Annotated in this window: 20 protein-coding genes and 1 pseudogene; 10 read left to right on the plus strand and 11 right to left on the minus strand. The window is 69.3% G+C overall.

Annotated elements, in window-relative coordinates:
• Complete coding sequence (locus ABH933_RS01805) at positions 1–864, minus strand: helix-turn-helix domain-containing protein (protein ID WP_429414378.1); 864 nt, start codon at positions 862–864, stop codon at positions 1–3.
• Between the two features lie 550 nt (positions 865–1,414).
• Between ABH933_RS01805 and ABH933_RS01810 the strand changes: the two genes are divergently transcribed.
• Entirely contained in the window at positions 1,415–1,774 is a 360-nt protein-coding gene (locus ABH933_RS01810) for a DUF4254 domain-containing protein (RefSeq protein WP_215918955.1), read from the plus strand.
• Between the two features lie 109 nt (positions 1,775–1,883).
• Here ABH933_RS01810 and ABH933_RS01815 read toward each other — a convergent pair whose 3' ends face one another.
• The 6 genes from ABH933_RS01815 to ABH933_RS01840 all read right to left on the minus strand — a co-directional run bounded on the left by ABH933_RS01815 (position 1,884) and on the right by ABH933_RS01840 (position 7,949).
• Positions 1,884–2,681: an ABC transporter permease gene (locus ABH933_RS01815; RefSeq protein WP_429414381.1), complete on the minus strand. Its 798-nt coding sequence runs from the start codon at positions 2,679–2,681 to the stop codon at positions 1,884–1,886.
• A gap of 2 nt (positions 2,682–2,683) precedes the next feature.
• Positions 2,684–3,571: a 2-aminoethylphosphonate ABC transporter permease subunit gene (locus ABH933_RS01820; RefSeq protein ID WP_429414384.1), complete on the minus strand. Its 888-nt coding sequence runs from the start codon at positions 3,569–3,571 to the stop codon at positions 2,684–2,686.
• A 157-nt stretch (positions 3,572–3,728) separates the two neighbouring features.
• Positions 3,729–4,931, minus strand: a complete 1,203-nt coding sequence (locus tag ABH933_RS01825) for an ABC transporter ATP-binding protein (protein ID WP_429414387.1) — start codon at positions 4,929–4,931, stop codon at positions 3,729–3,731.
• 23 nt (positions 4,932–4,954) lie between these two features.
• On the minus strand, positions 4,955–6,016 hold the full coding sequence (locus tag ABH933_RS01830) for a 2-aminoethylphosphonate ABC transporter substrate-binding protein (protein WP_215918848.1): 1,062 nt from the start codon (positions 6,014–6,016) through the stop codon (positions 4,955–4,957).
• Between the two features lie 122 nt (positions 6,017–6,138).
• The gene (locus ABH933_RS01835; protein ID WP_429415662.1) at positions 6,139–6,786 is read right to left on the minus strand and encodes an HAD-IA family hydrolase; all 648 of its coding nucleotides are present in this window, start codon (positions 6,784–6,786) and stop codon (positions 6,139–6,141) included.
• A gap of 47 nt (positions 6,787–6,833) precedes the next feature.
• Positions 6,834–7,949 (minus strand): TIGR03364 family FAD-dependent oxidoreductase, encoded by a 1,116-nt coding sequence (locus ABH933_RS01840; protein ID WP_429414390.1) that lies wholly within the window; start codon positions 7,947–7,949, stop codon positions 6,834–6,836.
• Positions 7,950–8,197: 248 nt separating this feature from the next.
• Between ABH933_RS01840 and ABH933_RS01845 the strand changes: the two genes are divergently transcribed.
• Positions 8,198–8,887: a GntR family transcriptional regulator gene (locus tag ABH933_RS01845; protein WP_429415665.1), complete on the plus strand. Its 690-nt coding sequence runs from the start codon at positions 8,198–8,200 to the stop codon at positions 8,885–8,887.
• Between the two features lie 12 nt (positions 8,888–8,899).
• Here ABH933_RS01845 and ABH933_RS01850 read toward each other — a convergent pair whose 3' ends face one another.
• Positions 8,900–9,907 carry an LLM class flavin-dependent oxidoreductase gene (locus tag ABH933_RS01850; RefSeq protein ID WP_429414393.1) on the minus strand — a complete coding sequence of 336 codons (1,008 nt, stop codon included), beginning with the start codon at positions 9,905–9,907 and terminating at the stop codon, positions 8,900–8,902.
• 152 nt (positions 9,908–10,059) lie between these two features.
• Between ABH933_RS01850 and map the strand changes: the two genes are divergently transcribed.
• The 3 genes from map to ABH933_RS01865 all read left to right on the plus strand — a co-directional run bounded on the left by map (position 10,060) and on the right by ABH933_RS01865 (position 13,208).
• Positions 10,060–10,923 (plus strand): type I methionyl aminopeptidase, encoded by an 864-nt coding sequence (map, locus tag ABH933_RS01855; RefSeq protein WP_429414396.1) that lies wholly within the window; start codon positions 10,060–10,062, stop codon positions 10,921–10,923.
• 79 nt (positions 10,924–11,002) lie between these two features.
• Complete coding sequence (locus ABH933_RS01860; protein ID WP_429415668.1) at positions 11,003–12,577, plus strand: cobyric acid synthase; 1,575 nt, start codon at positions 11,003–11,005, stop codon at positions 12,575–12,577.
• A 67-nt stretch (positions 12,578–12,644) separates the two neighbouring features.
• A complete protein-coding gene (locus ABH933_RS01865) occupies positions 12,645–13,208 on the plus strand; it encodes an alpha/beta hydrolase (protein ID WP_429414399.1) in 564 nt (187 codons plus the stop codon).
• Between the two features lies 1 nt (position 13,209).
• Here ABH933_RS01865 and ABH933_RS01870 read toward each other — a convergent pair whose 3' ends face one another.
• Positions 13,210–14,325: an alpha/beta hydrolase gene (locus ABH933_RS01870; RefSeq protein ID WP_429414402.1), complete on the minus strand. Its 1,116-nt coding sequence runs from the start codon at positions 14,323–14,325 to the stop codon at positions 13,210–13,212.
• A 244-nt stretch (positions 14,326–14,569) separates the two neighbouring features.
• Here ABH933_RS01870 and mqo point away from each other — a divergent pair, with 244 nt between their 5' ends.
• Complete coding sequence (gene mqo, locus ABH933_RS01875) at positions 14,570–16,084, plus strand: malate dehydrogenase (quinone) (RefSeq protein WP_308166709.1); 1,515 nt, start codon at positions 14,570–14,572, stop codon at positions 16,082–16,084.
• Between the two features lie 21 nt (positions 16,085–16,105).
• Complete coding sequence (locus ABH933_RS01880) at positions 16,106–16,555, plus strand: GNAT family N-acetyltransferase (protein WP_429414405.1); 450 nt, start codon at positions 16,106–16,108, stop codon at positions 16,553–16,555.
• 50 nt (positions 16,556–16,605) lie between these two features.
• Here the strand turns inward: ABH933_RS01880 and ABH933_RS01885 are convergent, their stop codons facing one another.
• On the minus strand, positions 16,606–17,349 hold the full coding sequence (locus tag ABH933_RS01885) for an EI24 domain-containing protein (protein ID WP_429415672.1): 744 nt from the start codon (positions 17,347–17,349) through the stop codon (positions 16,606–16,608).
• A 324-nt stretch (positions 17,350–17,673) separates the two neighbouring features.
• On the opposite strand from ABH933_RS01885, the gene ABH933_RS01890 reads away from it, so the two are divergent.
• Positions 17,674–19,746, plus strand: coding sequence for a magnesium chelatase subunit D family protein (locus ABH933_RS01890; RefSeq protein WP_429414408.1), 2,073 nt, complete (start codon positions 17,674–17,676; stop codon positions 19,744–19,746).
• Between the two features lie 267 nt (positions 19,747–20,013).
• On the opposite strand, the gene ABH933_RS01895 is transcribed toward ABH933_RS01890, so the two are convergent.
• Complete coding sequence (locus ABH933_RS01895) at positions 20,014–20,853, minus strand: NAD-dependent protein deacetylase (RefSeq protein WP_429414411.1); 840 nt, start codon at positions 20,851–20,853, stop codon at positions 20,014–20,016.
• Positions 20,854–21,343: 490 nt separating this feature from the next.
• Between ABH933_RS01895 and ABH933_RS01900 the strand changes: the two genes are divergently transcribed.
• On the plus strand, positions 21,344–21,616 hold the full coding sequence (locus ABH933_RS01900; protein WP_429414414.1) for a hypothetical protein: 273 nt from the start codon (positions 21,344–21,346) through the stop codon (positions 21,614–21,616).
• A pseudogene (locus tag ABH933_RS01905) lies at positions 21,613–22,007 on the plus strand (Gfo/Idh/MocA family protein); the annotation flags it as partial. The gene ABH933_RS01900 and the pseudogene ABH933_RS01905, both read left to right, overlap by 4 nt.
• Positions 22,008–22,025 lie beyond the last annotated feature (18 nt).

Below are 22,025 nucleotides of genomic sequence, written 5' to 3' on the forward strand. Positions count from 1 at the left end.
TCAGCGCAGCTTGTGCGCCGCGTCGGCGATCAGTGCGGCCGAATCGCGCGGGCTCAGGGCCATGGCGCGCAGCTGGTCGAACATCACGCCGAAGCGCCGGATCTCGTTGTGGCCCTCGACGATATCGTCGCCCGCGATGCCCTCGACGTAGACCAGCTCCGGATCGGCCGGATTCGGGAAGTCCAGCACCACGAAGGATCCGACCATCGCCGGATGCGCGCCGGAGTCGAACGGCAGCACCTGCAGGATCACGTTGCGCTTCTCGCAGTCGGCGGTGAGGCGCTCGAGTTGCTCGCGCATCACGTCGGGACCGCCGACCACCCGCCGGATCGCGGCCTCGTCCAGCACCACCCACAGCTCGAGCGGGTCGTTGGCGCGTGCGAGGATCTTCGCGCGTTCGACGCGGGCGCGCAGGCGCTGCTCGATCACCGACGATTCGACCTTCGGCATCGCAGTGTCCAGCACCGCCCACGCATACCGTTCGGTCTGCAGCAGGCCCGGAATGAACGAGGTCTGGAACAGCCGCGCCGAGAGCGCCTCGGTCTCGAAGTTGATGTACGCGGCGTACACCTCCGAGACCGCCGCCTCGAACGGCCGCGACATGCCGGGCTTCTGCGCCTCCTGCAGCAGCTTCATCACATCGGACCGGCGCTCCTCGGTGGCGCCGTACAGCTCGAGCATCGCCATCAGGGTGCGTCGCTGCGGGCGGGCCTGGGCGGTCTCGATCCGGTAGAGCGTGGTGACGTTGATCCCGGTGCGGGCGCTGACCGTCTCCTTGCTGACCTCGGCCTCTTCCCGCATCTCGTGCAGTAGTACCGCCAGCCGCCTGAGCTGGACCGTCAGCACAGTGCGCTTACCTGCCATCGCGCGCCATCTCCTTTGCGCATTCGGAGCCCACCGCTCGAATTCAGCCTTCGCCTGCCGCCGCGCCCCCGCAACCGGCTTGCGGTGATAAGGCGTCCGAGCATACCGCCTGCGACCTCACCACGGATGGTTCTGTCGCGGCCCCGGCGCGCGATTCTCCGGTAGCGGATCGATATGGCCGAAATTGCGAGCCCCGCGGCGTGCATTCCCGACATGGGAAAACCGGACGTCCAGTGTGCTTATTCGATCGGAAGCGACTGTCGCTCAGAATGATCCGCGCCCAGGTAGGGGGTAACGGAGGTTGACAAAAAGCGGGCGGACGCAATCTTGCGTTCTTGCATCTGTAAGAGCATGATCCGAGCTAGCCTAGTTCTGAACCACCGATCCGATGACGGTACAACTGAATCCGGAGACCGATTATGTTGGTGCAAACAGTGGTGCAGTCCACAGTTTTCGGGGTGCGTCGATGACCATGTCGATAGCTGGCGTGCTGCCGACGGCGCCGCAATTGCTGTGTGCATTTCAGGGCCGCCGCTTCGACGACCAGACGCTGCTGCGCTCTGCCCACGCGCTGGCCGAGATGCACTCCCGGCGCGTCCAGCTGCACGACCCGGCCATGATCGCCGAGATCGACTGCCGCCGCAGCGAACTCGTCGACGACATCAACGACTGGGTGGGACAGGAGATGCCGCAGCACCGCAACGGCGCCTCACTGCACACCGAAAGCCTCGGCGCGGTGGTCGATCGCATGGCCCGCAGCTGGGTCGATGCGAATCAGGCCATCGATCGCGACGGTCCGCGCAGTGACAACACCCACAAACGCTGGTATCACCTTGCCGAACTTGTCGACGGTTACACTGATCTCGTAATCGACGTGGCCGGTGGCCGTCGTCGTTTGCCCGAGCAGTGACCGTCCGGATTCGATGGTAGACAAGGTCATTGCCCGCCTGTGACGGCGGGCGCAACGGGGCGCCCCGCCCGGCGTGCCGCGTGGTCGACTGGCGCGGCACGCCGGGCTCTCATCGCAGCGCGGCCCGCCCGCGCACCCGCCCCAGGATCAACAGCACCACCAGCGTCACCGCGACCAGCAGCGTGGTGCTCGCGGCCGCATCGAAGACCTGACCGCGGTCGGTCGCGGCGAAGATGGTGATCGGCAACGTCTTCCAGGTCGCGGGGTAGACCATGATGGTGGCGCCCAGCTCACCCATCGACAGCGCGACCGCCAAGCCCGCCGCCGCCCCGAGCGCGGGCAGCAACAGCGGCAACGTGATTCGCGTCAGCACGCGCGCGCCGCCCGCGCCGAGGGATTCGGCGGCCTGGCGGTATGCCGGGTCGAGCCGGTCCAGCGCCGCGGCCACCGCGCTGAACGCATATGCCAGCACCAGCACCGAATGCGCCACGATCACAATCCATTTCGTGCCACCCAGCAGCAACGGCCGCTGATTGAACGCGATCAGCACGCCCAGCCCGATCGCCACCGACGGCACGGCCACCGGCAGATGGAACACCGCGTCGGTGATGCGCCGCCACCAGCGCGGGGCCTCGCGCGCCGACAGCGCCGCCCAGGTGCCCAGCACCAGCGAGATCGCGCCCGCCAGCAGCGCCGTCTGCAGGCTCACCGGCAGACTCGCGGCCTGCTCGCCGGACAGTGCGCGCGAGAAGTTCGCGAAACCCAGGTGCGAGGGCAGCGCGCCGGACCACCGGCCGGCCAGGGCGGCCGCGACCACCGTGGCGATCGGGGCGGCGAAGACCACCAGCACCAGCAACGCGAAGACCGCGAGCACGACGGCCCGGCCGCGGCGGGTCCACACCAGCATGATCAGCCCTCCTGGCTGGTTCGAGATGTGCTGAACCGGGCGAAGACCAGCCGATAGCCGATGTACAGCGTGAGCGACAGCAGCACCTGCACGGTGGCCAGCACCGCCGCCCCCGGCAGATCGAAGGTGACAATGCCGCGGGTGTAGATCAGCGCGGGCAGGGTGATGACGCCCTTGGCGCCGGTGAACAGCACAATGCCGAATTCGTTGAGCGTCAGCAGCAAGACCAGGCTGCCGCCCGCGGCGAGGGCCGGCCATGCCTCGGGTAGCACCACCTGCCGCAGCACCCGCCACGGCGAGGCGCCCAGGCTCGCCGCCACATCCAGCTGCTCGCGCGGCAGCTGCGCGAATGCCGCCAGCAGCGGCCGCACCACGAACGGGGTGAAGTAGGTGATCTCGGCGAGCACGACGCCGGTCGGGGTGGACAGGAAGTTCAGTGCGGGAGCGTGTTTTCCGGTCAGCTGGGTGATCAGTGCGTTGAGCGCGCCGACGGTGCCGTACAGGAAGGTGAACGCCAGCGTGATCAGGAAGGACGGCAGTGTGAGCACCGTATCGATGAGCCGCCCGACCACGCCCGAGCCCGGAAACGGCACGAACGCCAGCACGACGGCCAGGAACGTCCCCAGCACCAGGCATCCGGCCGTGGAGCAGACCGCGATGAACACGGTGCGCCACAGCGCATTCCGGAACGCCGTGGACCCCAGCACCTGCGACCACGCGCCGGGGGACGAGGCCGATTCGGTCAGCACCCGCGCGATCGGATAGACGGCGATCACCAGGACGACCGCGATCGGGGGAATCGACCACACGATCGGACGCCAGTTGCGTTGCGGGGCAGGGGTGGCGGGGTTGGCCACCCTGGTGGGCTCGAGAACTGTGGGTGCGCTCATGCCTGCGCCTCGCTGGCGCTCGGCTCCGGCATGCGCGGTGCGCCCTGTGTCGATGACTCGCTCCGCTCCTCGCCGGCGCTCGGGCGCGTGCGGCACACCTGATCCCCCTCACGGACCAGGTGTGCGGCGGGCCGTGCGCCGGGACGACGGACGGTGATCATGCTCGCCCCTCCGTCACCGGTGTGGCGGAGGCCGATCCGACCGCGGCGGGAATGAGCACGCCCGCCGGGTCCGGCAGCCTCACCCCGACGACCGCGCCGACGGCGGTATCCACGTGGCCCGGGACGTCGGCGGTCAGCTCGGCGGGCAGACCCGTGACGTCCAGGCTCAGCCGGGTCGTGGACCCGCGCCAGACGCTGGACACGATGGTGGCGAGCACCGCGTCCCGCTCGTTGGTGTTGCAGATCTGCACGGTGTGCGGGCGCACACACAGCAGGCCGTCGTCGTCCGGTGTCCAGTCGAGCTGGCCCACACCAGGTTTCGGAGCCTCGGCCCGCAGCGTCTGCTCGCCGGTCTGCACCAGCGCGACGGTGCCGGAGATGTGTTTCACCGTGCACGACAGCAGGTTCGCGCCGCCCAGGAAGGCCGCGGTGAACGAGCTGGGCGGACGGCGCCACAGGTTCTCGGCGGTATCGATGTCGACCAGTCGTGCGTCGCGCATCACCGCGATCCGGTCGGCCAGCGCCAGCGCCTCGGACTGATCGTGGGTGACGTACAGCATCGCGGTGTCCGGCAGGGCCTTCCGCAGCTGCTGCAGCTCGGTGAGCATGGACTGGCGCAGCTGGGCGTCCAGCGCGGCCAGCGGCTCGTCGAGCAGCAGCACCGCGGGCCGGATCGCCAGGGCGCGGGCGATGGCTACCCGCTGCTGCTGCCCGCCGGACAACTCGCGCGGGAGCCGCCGGCCGTAGTCGCCCATCCCGACCATCTCCAGCGCCTCGCGGACCCGATCGCCGATCTCCTTGTGCGGCACCCGATGTGACCGGAGGCCGAAGGCGACGTTGTCGGCGACCCGCATGTGCGGGAACAGGGCGTAGGACTGCACGACGACGCCGATGCCCCGCTTGGCGGGCGAGAGATCGGTGACGTCGCGTCCGGCGAGGCGAACCGAGCCGGAGGTGGGCCGGACGAATCCCGCCAGGGCCTCGAGTGCGGTCGATTTCCCGGAACCGCTGGGCCCCAGGAGCGCAACGGTCTCGCCCGCGGCCACCCGCAGCGAGAAGTCGGCCAGTGCGACCGTGGACTTGCGGCCGCGCCCGTAGCTGACACCCACGCGGTCGAACACGATCGCGGGCTGGGTGTCGGCGGCCGCCGAATTCACGCTGTGCGCCGCGGTTTTCACGCCGGGCGTCGGTGCGGACATGGATGCGCTCCTGGGGTTCGACATCACTGCTGGCCGGTGGCCTTGTTGTAGGCGGCGACGTCGGCTTCGAGGGTGTCGTTGACTGCGTTCCAATCCGGCTGCACCACGGTCACTCCCGCGATGGTCGCGCTCGCGGACGGGCCGGTGCCCGCCGCGGCCTGGTTCGCCAGATCCGTACGGACCGGCACCGCGTAGGCATCCGGGCCGAGGGTCTTCTGCACGTCGGCGGTGAGCAGGAAGTTCATCAGCTTGGCCGCACTGTCCTTGTGCGGTGCGCCCTTGGCCAGGCCCATCACGTAGGGCAGCGAGACCGTGCTGCGCTTGCCGTCGTCGGTGGCGGGGAAGAACAGGTTGAACTTGACGCCGCTGTCCTTGATGTCCTGCAGGTTCATCTGCACGTCGCCGTTGGCGACCTGCAGCTCACCCTTGTCGACCTTGGCCTGCAGCTTACCGGTCGAGGACGACGGACCGACGTTGTTGGCCTGCAGCTTGGCCAGGTAGTCCAGCGCGCCCTGCTTGCCCATCAGCTGCTGCAGCAGCACCAGCACGGCGGTGCCGTCACCGGCCTGTCCGGGGGTGGAGTACTGGACCTTGCCCTTGTACTTGGGGTCGAGCAGGTCGTTCCAGGTGATCTTCGAGGTGTCCACCGACGGGTTGGCGATGAACGTCAGGTAGTTGTCGGCCAGATTCACGTACTTGCCGTCGGCGGCCTTGTCGGTGGCGGCGACCATGCTGGTGTCCACGCCACTGTCCTGCAGCAGGCCCTTCCGGTCGGCCTTCTGGATGAAGGGCGGCAGCGTCACCACGATATCGGCCTGGGGGTTGGACTGCTCCTTGTCGACCCGGTTCACCACCTCTCCGGAACCGGCCTCCACGTAGTTGACCGCGATGCCGGTCTGCTGGGTGAACTTGGCGAACTCGGGCTTGTACCAGTCGGCCATGCCGTCGGCGGAGTACACGGTGACGGTCTTGCCGCCGCCGGCATTCGTGCCGGTGCCGCCGCAGGCCGCGGCGGTGAGGGTGACGGCCGCGGCGGTGCCGAGGATGAGCGCGGTGCGTGCGAGGCGGGGAGTCGGAATACGCACGATGACTGCAACTTTCGTTCAGGGGAAACGGGGATGGTGAGTCGGTTCGAGCTTGCGGAACCGATGGGGTGGGTGGGTCGAGTGGGAGTCGCAGGGGCGGGGAATCAAGGGGTGGGCTCGGGTCAGGACCGTTCGGCCAGCAGCAGATCGGCGAATTCGACCACCGACGGCACGACGTGCGTGGCGCCCGCGCCGTGCAACTGGTCCTCGTTGTGCGCGCCGGTCAGCGTGCCCGCTACGATCCGGGCGCCGGCGGCCCGTCCGGTGGCGATGTCGCTACTCGTATCGCCCAGGACCGCAACGCGATCCACGGCGTCGATCTCCAGGCGTAGCAGCGCGGTGAGGACCATGTCCGGATACGGCCGCCCGCGTCCGGCCTCGGCCGGGCAGAGCGTCAGATCAGCGATCTCGCCCCAGCCCAGCGCGTCCAGGAGCCGGTTCTGGGTGCCGCGGCTGAATCCGGTGGTGAGCGCGACCTTGACCCCGCCCGCGCGCAGCCGCGAGATCGCCTCGGCCGCACCGGGAATCGGCGTGGCATCGGCGGCGAACTCGTCGTAGGCGGCCTCGAAGCTGCGGTTGGCCAGCTGGGCGCGGTCCTCGTCGCCGAGCAGGGCGCGGAAGACCGTGATCTTGGACTGGCCCATGGTTTCCAGCACGTACTCGGTGGCGGCGGCCCGCTCCGGTCCGTCGGCGGGAATGCCCGCGGCGGTGGCGGCGGCATCGAAGGCGCGCAGCACCAGTCCGCCGTCGGCCACCGTGGTTCCGGCCATGTCCAGCACGGCCAGTTCGATCTGCTTCTCGGACAACGTGATTCCTTTCACAGGTTGAGCAGGTCGGCGGTCTCTTCGCCGAGCGCGGGGCCCAGGGTCATGCCGCGCCCGCCGGGGCCGGTGATCACCCAGACGTTGTCGGCGGCCTGCGCGCGGGTGACGATGGCGCCCGGGTCGATGCTCTGGCTGTAGACGCCCGCCCAGCGGCGCACGACCTGGGGCAGCTTGCGGCCCAGCAGTTCCTCGGTGACGGCGGTGAGGTGCTCGTAGGGCGCCTCGTCGACGTCGAACGCGAACGGCTCGTCGTATTCGTGGGTGTCTCCGATGGTGAGCCCGCCGTGCAGGCGTTGCACGCACAGCAGCTGCATCTTGTGCTGGGCCGCGGTGAACGCCTGGGATTCCTCGCGGTTCAGGTGGTCCAGCTCGGGACCCGCGAAGCCGGGGTAGTAGCGGAAGCTGTCGCCGTCGGCGATGGCGGTGGTCAGCGGCTCGCCCAGCGGCGCGGTCTGCATCATCTGCAGTCGCACGCGCCGAACGGGGATGTCTCCCACCAGTTCCCGCGTCAGGCCCGAATGCGCCGCGCCGGGGCAGACCAGCACCAGATCGGCATCGAAGCGGCGGCCGCGGTCGTCGGTGACGGTGCCGCCGCTGATCGCGCGGGCCTCGGTGCCGGCGTAGAAGGTGTAGCGGCCGGTGGCCTGCATGTAGGCGCGCAGGGCGGGCATGGCCTGCCGCGATTCCACCGCGGCGTCGGTCGAGCAGTGCAGTCCGGCAAGATATTTGCCCCGCAGCGCGGGGTTGATCTCGCGCACCTGGGCCGGTTCGAGCAGCTCGAAACCGCGTTCGGCGGCGCTCGGTGCCGCCGCGGCCGCCGCGGCGACGGCCAGTTCGGCCTCGGTGCGCACCAGTGTGATGGATCCGGCCGGGCGGAATCCGACGCCCGCGATCCGTCCGCCGATCTCCTCCCACAGGCGGCGCGAGCGGAGGGTGATCTCCAATTCGCGCTCGCTGCGGCCCGATACCCAGACCAGACCGAAGTTGCGGACCGTGGCGCCGCGGGCCTCGCCCTCTCGTTCCACCTGCACGACCGTGTGCCCGCGGCCGACCGCGGCCAGGGCGTGCGCGGTGCCGAGGATCCCGCCGCCGATGATGACCAATCGCATGCCAAGCATGATGCGCAATGGTCTAGACCTTTGGGTGTGGCCCGTGAGAACGCTGGGTTAACAATTGGTATAGACCAATTATTGGTACGCTGGCGACGTGAATGCGACGCGGGTGGGATTCCGGAGAGTGCGGCCGAGGAGGTGCGATGTCCGCTCGTTATGACTCGGAGAGCGCCGCGGCCGGGGGCGATGCGCGGCGCGGCGGCGTCGTGCTCGAAAATGCCCGTGTGGGCGACGCTTTCGAGCCGATGTCGAAGACCTATCGGGTACGCACCGAGGTGGAGGCGATTCTCGACCGGCTCGACGAGGGCGATCCGGTCCCCTCCGAACGCGATCTCGCGGCGCGGTTCGAGGTGGCCCGCGAGACGGTGCGCCAGGCGCTGCGAGAGCTGCTGGTGCAGGGCAGGATTCGGCGCCAGGGTCGCGGCACGGTGGTATCGCGCCCGAAAATGGTGCAGCCGCTGTCGTTGCGCTCCTACACCGAGGGCGCGATCAGCCTGGGTCGCAAGCCTGGACGGATCCTGGTCACCTGGGCGGACGTTCCCGCGGACGAGGCGACCGCCCGCGCGCTCGGTGTGGGTCCCGGTGTCCCGGTCATGCATCTCGAGCGCGTGCTACTCGCCGACGGCGAAAAGGTCGGACTGGAAAGCACATTCATGCCCCTGGACCGCTTCGGGTCGCTACGCGCGAGCTACGACCCCACGACCTCGCTCTACGCGGCAGTCCGCGCCTCGGGCGTGAAATTCGGGTCCGCGACCGAACGCATCGAGACGGTGCTGCCCACCCCGCGGGAGGCCGCGCTGCTGGAATGCACCACGGCCCTGCCGATGATCCTGCTGCATCGTCGCACCGTCGATGTCGATGAGGAACCCATCGAGCGCGTCCGGTCGCTCTACCGTGGCGACCGCATGGCCTTCGAAACCCATCTGCGCGAGTAGATTTGAACTCGCTCAACGCACCTGCGGGGCGACCTTCTCGCCGAGCAGATCGATCGCGTGCAGCACCCGGTCGTGCGGGAGCGTGCCGACGCTCGGGTGCAGCATGAAGCGGGAGAGTCCGAGAGTGTCGCGCACGTCGGCGATCTTCTCCGCGACGCGGTCGGGCGTGCCCACGAACAGCGACCCCTCGGGGGAGCGCAGCGCCTCGAACTGGGTGCGAGTCATTGGGCCCCAGCCACGTTCGCGGCCAAGTCCGGACATGGCCGCGGCGTAGGGCTCGTAGAAGTCGGCCACGGCCTGCTCGTCGCTGTCGGCGAGATAGCCGTGCGCGTGCACCGCGACCGGCTGCGGCTCGTGCCCGCCCTGCTCGAGCGCGCGGTGATACAGGTCGACCAGCGGGCGGAAGCGCGCGGGCTGACCGCCGATGATGGCGATCGCCAGCGGGAGGCCGAGCAGTCCGGCGCGCACCACCGATTCGGGGCTGCCGCCGACGGCGATCCACACCGGCAGCGGGCGGTCGGTGCGCGGGTACACGGTCGTCTCGTGCAGTGCCGGGCGGAATCGTCCGGACCAGGTGACCGGCTCCTCGTCGCGCAGGCGCAGCAACAGGCCCAGCTTCTCCTCGAAGAGATCGTCGTAGTCGGCGAGGTCGTAGCCGAACAGCGGGAACGATTCGGTGAACGATCCGCGCCCGGCCATCAGCTCGGCGCGGCCGTTCGAGAGCAGGTCCAGCGTCGCGAACTCCTGGTACAGCCGCACCGGATCGGCGGAGCTGAGGACGCTCACGGCGCTGGAGAGCTGGATGCGCTCGGTGCGCCCGGCGATGCCGGCCAGCACGACTGCGGGGGCGGACGCCGCGAAGTCTTGCCGGTGATGCTCGCCCACGGCGTAGATGTCCAGTCCGGCGCGCTCGGCGGCCACCGCCTCCTCGACCACCTGGCGCAACCGCTCGCCCGCGCTCGGCGCCGGACGGCCGCCCACCGCGTGCCGCTCGGCGAAGGTTGTCAATCCAAGTTCCATTGCCCAGTCCTTCTGATTGGTGCCGCTGATATCGACATCCTAAACGGACCGTGGTCCGGATAAATTCCCCGGTGTGGGAGGGCGCCGCCGGACCAGCGCGAGGGCCGGGACTAGCCGAGAGAACGGGGTTGGTGTGCGGATAATCTGTTCGCATGGCAGTCCGTACCCGTAAGGCGCTCGTACCCGGCGTCCAGTCCCCGATCCGTGAGGTGCCGCGTTCGATCGCGCGCCCGGAGTACGCGTGGAAGAAGACCGCGAACGAGGGCCACGAGCCCTGGGTGCAGACGCCCGAGACGATCGAGAAGATGCGCGTCGCAGGCAAGATTGCCGCTCAGGCGCTCGAGGAGGCCGGCAAGGCCGTCGCGCCCGGGGTCACCACCGACGAGCTCGACCGGATCGCGCACGAGTACATGTGCGATCATGGCGCCTACCCGTCGACCCTGGGCTACAAGGGATTTCCCAAGTCCTGCTGCACCTCGCTGAACGAGGTGATCTGCCACGGCATCCCGGACTCGACCGTGATCGAGGACGGCGACATCGTCAACATCGACGTGACCGCGTACATCGACGGCGTGCACGGCGACACCAACGCCACGTTCCTGGCCGGAGACGTCGACGAGGAGGTGCGGCAGCTGGTCGAGCGCACCCGCGAGGCCACCACGCGCGCCATCAAGGCGGTGCGGCCGGGCCGGGCGCTGAACGTGATCGGCCGCGTCATCGAGTCGTACGCCAACCGCTTCGGCTACGGCGTGGTGCGTGACTTCACGGGGCACGGCGTCGGCCCGACCTTCCACAGCGGCCTGGTGATCCTGCACTACGACCAGCCGTCGGTCGAGTCGGTCATCGAACCCGGCATGACGTTCACCATCGAGCCGATGATCAACCTCGGCGGCATCGACTACGAGATCTGGAAAGACGGCTGGACGGTCGTCACGAAGGACCGCAAGTGGACCGCCCAGTTCGAACACACCCTGGTCGTGACCGAAGACGGCGCGGAAATCCTGACCCTGCCGTGAACAGCCCCGCACGCCGGAATGCCGTGTGGCAGCGCCGAAATGGTTCGAGGCGCGGCTCCGGCGACCGGGAACGGCAGTTGTGAAGGGCGCGCTGCTGGTCGCCGGAACGACCTCCGACGCGGGCAAAAGCGTTGTCGTGGCTGGGATCTGCCGCATGCTGGCCCGGCGGGGAGTCCGGGTCGCCCCGTTCAAGGCCCAGAACATGTCCAACAACTCCGTGGTCGCCCTCGACGGCGGGGAGATCGGGCGGGCGCAGGCGTTGCAGGCGCGGGCGTGCGGGCTCGAACCGAGCGTGCGGTTCAATCCGGTGCTGCTCAAGCCCGGCAGCGACCGGCGCTCGCAGCTGGTGGTGCGCGGTCGAGCGGTGGACACGGTCGGCGCGAAGGACTACTTCCGGCACCGGCAGCACCTGCTGGGCGTCGTTGCCGACGAATTGGCCGCGCTGCGTACCGAATTCGACGTGGTGATCTGCGAGGGCGCGGGATCGCCCGCCGAGATCAACCTGCGTGCAACGGATCTGGCGAACATGGGGCTGGCCCGGGCGGCCGATCTTCCGGTCGTGCTGGTCGGCGACATCGATCGCGGCGGGGTGCTCGCGCATCTGTTCGGCACCGTGGCGATCCTGGAACCCGATGACCAGCGGCTCATTTCGGGATTCATCGTCAACAAGTTCCGCGGCGATGTGGACCTGCTGCGCCCCGGGCTCGACCGATTGACCGCGCTCACCGGCCGGCCCACCCTCGGCGTGTTGCCCTTCGCCGAGGGACTGTGGATCGACGCGGAGGACTCGCTCGGCACGCTCGCCGACGCCCCGGTCGGCCGCTCGCGCCCGCCGCTGGGTTCGCAGTGGCTGACCGTCGCCGCGATCCGGCTGCCACGCATCTCCAACTCCACCGATATCGAGGCGCTGGCCTGCGAGCCCGGGGTCAGCGTGCGCTGGGTGGACGACCCCTCCCGCCTCGCCGATGCCGACCTGGTGGTCCTGCCCGGCAGCAAGTCCACGGTCGGCGATCTGGAATGGTTGCGCCGCACCGGAATCGCCGAGGCCGTGGTCGCGCGGGCCGCCGCGGGCTGCCCGATCCTGGGCATCTGTGGCGGATACCAGATGCTGGCGGAACGCATATTCGACGAGGTCGAATCTGCCTCCGGCGCGGTCGCGGGCCTGGGCCTGCTGGAGCTGGACATCGAGTTCGCCGAGCCGAAGGTGCTGCGGCACACCACCGGTCGAGGTGCGAGCCAGGCCCTCGATGCCTCCGATGACGCGCCCGCCCCGGCGCCGGCCGGTACGGCGGGAGTCCCGATGCACGGCTACGAGATTCATTACGGCCGGGCGCGGCGCAGCGGTGACCGGGCGTGGCTCGAGCTCGCCGACGGGAGCACCGAAGGCAGTGTGCGCGGGGCGATCTGGGGGACCCATCTGCACGGGCTGCTGGAGTCCGACGATTTCCGCCGTGCCTGGCTGTGCGAGGTCGCCGCCCGGGCGGGACGCCCGGGATTCCGCGTGGCAGAGGATATTTCGGTCGCCGTCGAGCGTGAGTCCCAACTGGATCTGCTCGCCGACCTGATCGAGAAGCATCTCGACACCGCCGCCCTCGAGCAGTTGATCACCGCGGGCGCCACGCCCGGCGTACCCACCCTCACCGTGCGCCGCTGACCGACGGCGGTTGCCGTGGCCGACGACACGCGGTCCGACCGGCGGGCGCCGTGTAGCGTGGAGCGTCATGGAAACTCGGCGGATCGCGGTCGGTGACCGCGCGTGGACCGTCCGAATCGGCGGCGAGCAGTTCCGGCACACCGTTGTACTGCTGCCGGACGCCCAGGCGGCGGCCGATGTCTACGACCAGGTGTGTTCCCGGCTGCACAACTCCGACCTGCGCACGATCGCGTTCGAAAGCATCGACGGGCTGGATGCGCCGACGGTCTACAGCATTCTCGACGAGCTGGGTGTGCCGTGGGCGAACCTCGCCGGTTGCGGCGCCGGCGCGGACCTGGCCTGGCAGCTGGCCGCGCGCGGCTTCGGCCGGGTGATGGGCCTGGTCGTCGCCGGGCGCGGGCATCCCGCGGCCCCGGGCGCGGACGGCGTCGTCGCGGACTCCACCTGTCCCGCGGTGGAGATCCCGACGACCGTCATCGCCACCAAACGGCTGCCGCGCACGGTCGCCGAGACCGCCGGACGGCACGTCTGGGGCGAATTCCGGGTGGCGCAGGTCGACGTCGCCGAACCCGCCACCGAGGCCGCGCAGGAATTGGCGACCGAGATCGTGCTGCGCAGCGGGCAGTGGTGAGTTAGTCCTGTCGCTGCGCCAGCCAGCGCAGCCAGGAGTCCAGCTCCCCGAACGCCTGCGTGCGAACCGGTGCCGAGGACAGGAACACGTCATGGCGCGCGCCCTCGATCGGCACGATGTTCGTCCGCCCGCCCAGGCAGCCCGACCAGCGCTGGATCTGTCGCACGTCCAGCACCACGTCGGCCACGTCGGCCGCCGGCCCGTAGGCGCGCATGAACCGGGTGACCTTGGAGCGCAGGATGAGCGCGGGCACTCCGATGTCCAGACCGCGCTGCAGCCGCGCGTGCCCGCGCCGGATCGCGCGCAGCCAGCCGAAGTGCACCGGGAAACCGGTCAGCGGCTTCCAATCCAGGTTGTAGTCCCATTCGCCCGCCACACTCTGATGCAGGCTGTCGCCGTAGGTGGTCAGCTCCGCGCCGGGCATGCGGGTCATCGCCCGCAGCCGGCCCAGCCCGTCGATCAGGGGCGTGCCGATGGTCCGGTAATAGGACGGCCCCTGCAGGTCGAACCACGGGCTGTTCAGGACCAGGCCGGTCACCCCGGCGGTGCCCTCGGCGTGGCGCAGCCGGTCCAGCCACAGCGAGGCGACCAGGCCGCCGGTCGAGTGGGCCATCACCAGCACGGGCAGGCCGGTCTCCTCGCGCACGATGCGCAGCGCCTCGTTCAGCTCCGCGTCGTAGAGCGCCAGATCGCTCACGTAGTGGGGAGTCTGGCCGGGCAGCCGCGAGCGTCCGCACTTGCGCAGATCCAGTGCGTAGAAGCGGTGCGACTGCCCGGCCATGTGCTCGGCCAGGTGCTGCTGGAAGAAGTAGTCGGTGAAGCCGTGCACGTAGAGCACCGCCGCGGTGGGCGCGTCGGTGCCGGGCACGGTGGCTCGGGATGCCGCGTCGCCGGGGTCGGATGCGGCGTCCGCGGTCCCGGAGGTGGCCGGGGTGGGGTCGTCGGAGCCGGCATCGCCGGCCGGGGAGCCGGTGTACCGGACCAGGGTGGCCTCCACCGTGCCCTCGCCGTCCGGGTCGTCGCCCAGCGGGATGCGGCGCTGTTCGTACCCCACGCCCAGCACATCGGGCTGCCAGGGGTCGGTCCGTGGTTGTGCTAGCGGCGTTCGTTTGGTCACAACTCCACGATATTCGACCCGCATTCGACCCGCTCAGCGACGTGAGCGGCGCCGAATGCCCGGTCGGAGCGGGTGTAGGAGTTTGGAGAATGGGGCATGGACAGGGGCAGAATTAGGTTGAAGTGAACGGCGGGTAACCTCAGGCCCGCCCTACTTGCCGGAATTCCGGTGACGCACAACACAATGGCCAGAGTTGGTCCGCCCGGAGGCGACCGCGCACAAGGACAAGGAAGTCGGAGTACCCGTGCCGAACGCTGCGATGACTGAAAAGACCGATGTAGTCCTCATCGGTGCCGGCATCATGAGTGCCACCCTGGGCGCGCTGCTTCGCCAGCTGCAGCCCGATTGGTCCATCACGATGTTCGAGCGCCTCGACGCCGCCGCTCCGGAGAGCAGTGACCCGTGGAACAACGCGGGCACCGGCCATTCCGCCCTGTGCGAGCTGAACTACACACCGCAGAAGGCCGACGGCTCGGTCGATGTCTCCAAGGCCGTCGACATCAACGAGCGCTTCCAGGTCTCGCGGCAGTTCTGGTCCTACGCCGTGGAGAATGGCGTGCTGGGCAGCCCGTCCGAGTTCATCAACCCGGTTCCGCACGTCAGCTTCACCCACGGCGCCGACGGCGTGGACTACCTGCGCAAGCGCTACGAGGCGCTGGCCCGGCACCCGCTGTTCGAGGGCATGGAGTTCATCGACTCGCCCGACGAGTTCGCCGCGCGCCTGCCGCTGATGGCCAAGGGCCGCGACTTCTCCGATCCGGTCGCGCTGAACTGGAGCTCCAAGGGCACCGACATCGACTTCGGTTCGCTCACCAAGCAGCTGCTGGCCTACCTGGGCCGCTCGGGTGCCGATATCGCGTTCGGCACCGAGGTGCGCAACCTGAACAAGCAGTCCGACGGCAGCTGGAACGTCAAGGTGCGCAACACCCGTACCGGCGCGGTCCGCACGGTGAACGCGAAGTTCGTCTTCGTCGGCGCCGGTGGCTACGCGCTGCCGCTGCTGCAGCACTCCGGGATCAAGGAGATCGCGGGCTTCGCCGGATTCCCGGTCAGCGGCCAGTTCTTCCGGTGCACCAACCCGGAGCTGATCACCCAGCACGAGGCCAAGGTGTACGGCGCGGCCGCGGTGGGCGCGCCGCCGATGTCGGTGCCGCACCTGGACACTCGCGTGATCGGCGGCAAGCGCGGCCTGCTGTTCGGCCCCTACGCGGGCTGGACGCCGAAGTTCCTCAAGGACGGCAAGTACGGCGACCTGTTCAAGTCGATCCGTCCCGGCAATCTCACCCCCATGCTCGGCGTCGGCCTCACCGAGATGGGCCTGGTCAAGTACCTGGTCAGCGAGCTGCTCAAGTCCCCGGCGGGCAAGGTGAACGCCATGGAGGAGTTCGTCCCGCGCGCCGACGGGCACGATTGGGAGCTGATCACCGCCGGGCAGCGCGTGCAGATCATCCGCCGCAAGGGCGCCGGCGGCGTGCTCGAGCTCGGCACCGCCGTCATCACCGCGGCCGACGGTTCGATCGCGGGTCTGCTCGGCGCCTCGCCGGGTGCCTCCACCTGCGTCAGCGCCATGCTCGACGTGCTGCAGCGGTGCTTCCCGCGCGAATACGCCGATTGGACACCGCAACTCAAGGCCATGGTGCCGTCGCTGGGCGTCAAGCTATCGGAGAACCAGGGTCTGTACCAGGAGATCTGGGACTGGTCGTCCCGGGCGCTGGGCCTGGTCGGCAACACTCCGCAGGCAGAACTCGCGCAAAACTGAACTATGTGATAGCAAGGCGCGATGATGTCAACGGTTGCTCTCAAACGGTCCTGGGCCGCGGATCTCGACACCGCCACCCTGTACAAGCTGTTGAAGCTTCGTGTCGAAGTGTTCGTCGTCGAGCAGAAGTGCGCATATCCCGAGCTGGACGGGTTCGATCTACTGCCGGAGACCCGGCACCTGTGGCTCGACGACGAGGGTGAGGCAATCAGCACCCTGCGACTGCTCGAGGAACACGCGGACGGGGTGAAATCGTTCCGCATCGGCCGCCTGTGCACCGCGCCCGCGGCCCGCGGACACGGGTACACCACGCGGCTGTTGCAGGCGGCGCTGGCCGAAACCGGTTCGGCCACCGTGCGTCTGAACGCGCAGACCTATCTGAAGGATATGTACATCAAGCACGGCTTCGCCGTCGACGGCGAGGAGTACATCGAGGACGGCATCCCGCACATTCCGATGCGACGGGGTTGATGCTCAGGTCCCGCAATCGAGAACGATTGCGGGACCGCCTGTTCGGATCCTCAGTGCCGAGCGGGAGCCGGCGCCGTGCGGCACACCTCGCGGGTGAGCATGGTCGCGCCCGCGACCGCCCCCGGCATCAGGAATACCGCGACGAACGGCACCAGAAATGCCACCGCGAGCGGAATTCCGAAGCCCCACACCAGCATCCGGCGCGAGCGCAGCGATCGCAGCTGCTGCCGCAGATCGATGCCGCGCCGCTGCATCGCCACCGTGGTCAGCTCCTGGACCAGAAAGAATCCGGTGACGCCGATGCCGATCACCGGGATCACCGTCTGCCCGATCACCGGCAGGAATCCGGCCACGAACAGCGCCGCGCCCCAGACCGCGGCCCGCAGCACCAGCAGGATTCCGTCCCCGATCATCTGTCCCACCGACAGCCCCGACTCGGGCACCGGAATTCCGGGCGACAACGACTGCTCGACGTGTCCGGACAGCGCCTCGTAGAACGGCTGCCCCAGCGCGAGGGTCAGCGCCGTGAACATGATCACCGCCAGGAACAGGCACAACACCATCAGCAGCACGTCCAGGAAACCGCGCAGCACCCCCGGCCACGGCGCGGCCCAATGATCGGCGAAGGGCGTCGCCCACGTCACGAGGTCGCCGACGAACAATCCCAGCGCCACGATCGCGGCCAGATACAGTGCCAGCGCGATGAGCCCGGGAATCAGCCCGAACCCCAGCTGACGCCGATGCGCCCCCACCCAACGCTGCCCCTGCAGCAGATATCCGAATCCGGTTGCCATATCACGCACGCGCGGAGCATATGTGGTGTGCAAGCCGAAAGCGATTGCTGTAGCGGGAGTTCCCCCGGGGCCGAGGATTTCGACGGCCTCGCGGTGGCCGGGGATCAGGATCACCAGGGTGGCTCAGTGCTCGGTGATCCTGCGGAGCAGATCAGGGCCCGTGTCGGTAGGTTTCCTCGGCGGAGCCCGTTCGGCGCGGGGAGTCACGTCGGGCCCTATCGCGAGTGCTGATCGTGGTATCGAGGGTGCGAAGGATTGTGTGCGTGCGATTGCTCACGTGAGGGCGGCGAGGGTGGGGCGCGTCGCGCGCAATAGAGTTGGGGAGTGTCCGAGTCGTTGGCTGATATCTCCGTGAGTTCCGGTGAGGCCGGGTTTCCGTTCTCGGCGGTGGTCGGGCAGGAGCAGTTGCAGCTGGCGCTGATCCTGTGCGCGGTGCATCCCGGGATCGGCGGCGTGCTGGTCCGCGGGGAGAAGGGGACGGCGAAGTCGACCGTGGTGCGGGCGCTGGCCCAGCTGCTGCCGCCGGTGGCCGATGAGCGCGGTGCGCGGCCCGCGCGGCTGGTGGAGCTGCCGGTCGGCGCGACCGAGGACCGGGTGGTCGGCTCGCTGGATCTGCAGCGCGTGCTGCGAGACGGGGAGCAGGCGTTCCGGCCCGGGCTGCTGGCGGCCGCGCATCACGGCGTGCTCTACGTCGACGAGGTGAACCTGCTGCACGATCATCTGGTCGACGTGCTGCTCGACGCCGCGGCCATGGGACGGGTGCACATCGAGCGCGACGGGGTGTCGCACTCGCATCCGGCCCGGTTCGTGCTCGTCGGAACGATGAACCCGGAGGAGGGTGAGCTGCGCCCGCAGCTGCTGGACCGGTTCGGGCTCACGGTGGATGTGGCCGCATCCCGCGACGTGGACGTGCGCATGGCGGTGGTGCGCCGCCGCCTCGACTACGAGGCCGATCCGGACGGATTCGCCGCCCGCTACTCCGGCTCCGACCGCGAGATCGCCGATCGCATCCTGATTGCCCGCGATGTGGTCGGCGAGGTGCTCCTGGACAATGTCGAGCTGCGGCGGATCGCCGCGCTGTGCGCGAGTTTCGACGTCGACGGCATGCGCGCGGACCTGGTCGTCGCGCGCACCGCCACCGCGCACGCGGCCTGGCGTGGAAGCCGCCGCGTCACCGCCGACGACGTGCGGATCGCCGCGGAACTGGCGCTGCCGCACCGGCGTCGGCGCGATCCGTTCGATGAGCCCGGGATCAGCGAGGAGCAGCTCGAGGAGGCGATGCGGCAGGCCGAGCAGGAGGCCGCGCGGGCCGAGCGCGAATCCGACAGGGGGGAGGGCGAATCGGAGCAGCCCGATCCGCGCGACCCGGCTGACGACCGCGGCTTCGGTGACGCCGAACAGGATTCCGCGAGGCGCGACGACCCGGATTCGAGCCCCGGCGAGGACGGGCCCGACGAACACGGCCCGCACGACCACGGTCCCGGACCCGACCGTCCCGACGACGACCCCGACGGCGGGCCCGACCACCCCGGCGGTGGACGCGCGCCAGAGCGGACCACCGGCACGCCCGCGAATTCCGTTGCCCGCCCGCCGCGCTGGGAGATCCAGGGGGTCGGCGAGGGCGCACCCGGCCGCCGTTCCCGCGCGCACACCCGGCACGGCCGCGTCGTCCGGGCGACGCCCGATGCGACCGCCGGACTGCATCTGCTCGGCACGGTCTTCGCCGCCGCGCCCCACCAGCGCGCCCGCGGCCGGTTCTCCGGGCCGCTCGCCCTCGAGAGCGTCGACCTGCGCGGCGCGTATCGCGAAGGGCGCGAGGGCAATCTGGTGATATTCGTGGTCGACGCGTCGGGTTCGATGGCCGCGCGCGATCGCCTCTCCGCGGTGACCGGCGCGATCGTGGCCCTGTTGCGCGACGCCTACCAGCGCCGGGACAAGGTCGCGGTGATCACGGTGCGCGGCAGCGAGGCCGAACTGGTGCTGCCGCCCACATCCTCGGTCGATATCGCCGTGCGCCGCCTGGCAGGCCTGCGCACCGGCGGCAAAACGCCACTGGCACAGGGACTTCACGCCGCACGCGAGGTCGTGCACCGCGAGCGCGTGCGCGACCCGCAGCGCCGCGCCATGGTGGTGCTGCTCACCGACGGGCGCGCGACCGGCGGCGTCGATCCCGTCCCGCGCGCCCGCGCCGCGGCCCGCACCCTGGCCCGCGAGGGCGTCGCGGGAGTCGTGGTGGACTGCGAACGCGGCATGATCCGCCTGGGCTTAGCCGCGGACCTCGCCCGCGACCTGCGCGCCACCCACATCCAATTGGCCGAGATCACGGGTGATTCCGTCGCCGGTGTGGTGCGAGCGGGAGTCTCGTCGCGGGGCGGGCCCGGCTCCCGCGCGGCGTAGCTCTCGTCTCCGAGTCGGGTTGCCGATACGGCCCGGACTGCCGGGCCGGTGGTGCCGACCCTCCGCACCGGTTCCAGCGCTCCGCAGTTCGCCGCGGCCGATTGTTGTTGCCGCGGCGCATCCGCGATCCCGGCGGCAATGGTCGCCGGGCACCTAGGCCGGTGGGTGTATGAGCCTGTGCCGGAACGCATTCGAGGCGGCAACGATCGACGATGCAGCCTCGGACCGGGCAGCGTTCCGTGCGTCGAGATGACCGCGCTCAGGACGTTACGGGGTGAGGGCGTCCGCGAGCGCCGTGAGCATTTCCGAGCAGCCCGCGTCGACGGTGAGGTCGGCCAGATCATCGCCTCGGGTGCGGCCGCGGTTGAGGATGACAACGGGTCGTCCCGACTTGGCCGCGTGCCGGACGAAGCGCAGGCCGGACATCACCGTCAGCGAGGATCCGGCCGCGAGCAGCGCCTCGGCCGAGTCGACCAGGTCGAACGACTCCGCGACGCGGGCCTTGGGCACGTTCTCGCCGAAGTAGACGATGTCGGGCTTGAGCATCCCGCCGCAGCGTTCGCAGTCGACCATCCGGAAGCCGGCCGTGTCGGCCACGACGGCATCGGCGTCGGGCGCGACCTCGAGCCCGTCGGTGACCGACTCGGCGAATCCCGGATTGACGGCCTCGAGTCGATCGGCCAGGGCCATGCGGGAGATGAGGAATTCGCAGCCGAGGCACCGCACCCGCGCATAGGTGCCGTGCAGATCGATCACCCGGTGACTGCCCGCCTTGGTGTGCAGCAGGTCGACGTTCTGGGTGATCACCCCGCCGACCATGCCCGTCCGCTCCAGCCGGGCCAGCGCCCGGTGCCCGGGATTCGGCCGCGCCGCGTCCATCCGCCGCCAGCCGAGGTGATTGCGCGCCCAATATCGCTGCCGGAACTCCGCGTCGCCCACGAACTGCTGATACGTCATGGGATTGCGCGGCGGCGAACTCGGCCCGCGATAGTCGGGTATGCCGCTGTCGGTGGATATCCCCGCGCCGGTGAGCACCGCCATCCGGCGCCCCGCGATCAGCTCGAGCACCCGCTCGACATCGGTGCTCACAGTGGTCGCTTCCGGCATGATTCCAGCGTACGACCCCCGCCGGGTCCGGTCCGATCGCCGTGCGCGAACGTCTTTGCCTGCGATCGGTCTCGGAGGCGGTGCTGTTCGGCAGCGCCGCTCGACGGGTCCGCGATCGCCTCGGGTGCCGACTCGAGATCTACGCGAGCGGTGGGCGCTGTGCACACGAAACCTCGAGCGCGGACGGTCAGCGGGATGGGTGCCTTCTCTGAATAAAGCAAGTCGAACCGTCGGTGAAGTGTGGTGACGCCCCGTGTCTGCACATCAGCAGCGGACCCGTGACCGGGCAGGCCGCGATGGCTGAGTGGGGGCCGCCCCCGGCAAACACACGCGCCCTCATACCGAAGGTTGCAAGTCGTTAGGAACACCCCCTCCCCAGGTCGAGTGTGGTCCGGCCGGTTCGGGACTACAAGGCCAGCCGGAGTGCGCCAGATCTGCCTAGCGGTGGTCACTCTAAAGGCCTAGACAGTACGTGCGAGTGTGCAGCTCGTTGCAGAAGGGCGGACAGCCCAAGTGGAGCGAGATCACCGACCTGAAACAGCTGACGGTGCGCGTAGCCCGGACAGATCAGCGAGTGGTGATCGAGGTGTGGGATGCCCGGCAGGTTGGTTCGCATCCTCTCAGTGACCTGCCGCTGAGCGATCAGATTGTCAGGCTGAGCCATCGCTACGGCCGATTTGTCCCGGAGCAGGGCGGGCTCGTCACCTGGTGCGAACTGGGCATTCCAGCTAACACCATCGAACGGCTACGGGGGATCGAATGAGATCGCTCGGTAGCACCAAGACGTGCGTAGCGCCCAAGACAACTGCCGAACCATCCTGGCGCACAATATCTTTGACACACGAGCCGAGGCCACTACTCCGCGCGGGCGTTGTCGGGCTCGGTCACCAAGCGCTCGATGACCATCTTCCAGGACTCGACGCAACTGACAGCGCCGAACTGGTCGCGATCTGCGACGAGAACGCCGAGGTTGTCCGGGAACAGCAAACTCGCCATAACGTTCCGGGTTACACGGACTTTCGGCAGATGTTCGCTCACGAACAGCTCGATCTCGTCGTGGATGCGTGCCGCACGATGTCGGCCGGGCAGTCATCGAAGCCGCTGCCGAACGTCACGTCCATGTGCTCAAGGAGAAGCCTTTCGCCACCACGATGGGCGAGGCGAAAGAACTG

This window comes from Nocardia sp. GP40 (assembly GCF_050434125.1).
In the GTDB taxonomy this organism is placed as follows: domain Bacteria; phylum Actinomycetota; class Actinomycetes; order Mycobacteriales; family Mycobacteriaceae; genus Nocardia; species Nocardia albiluteola.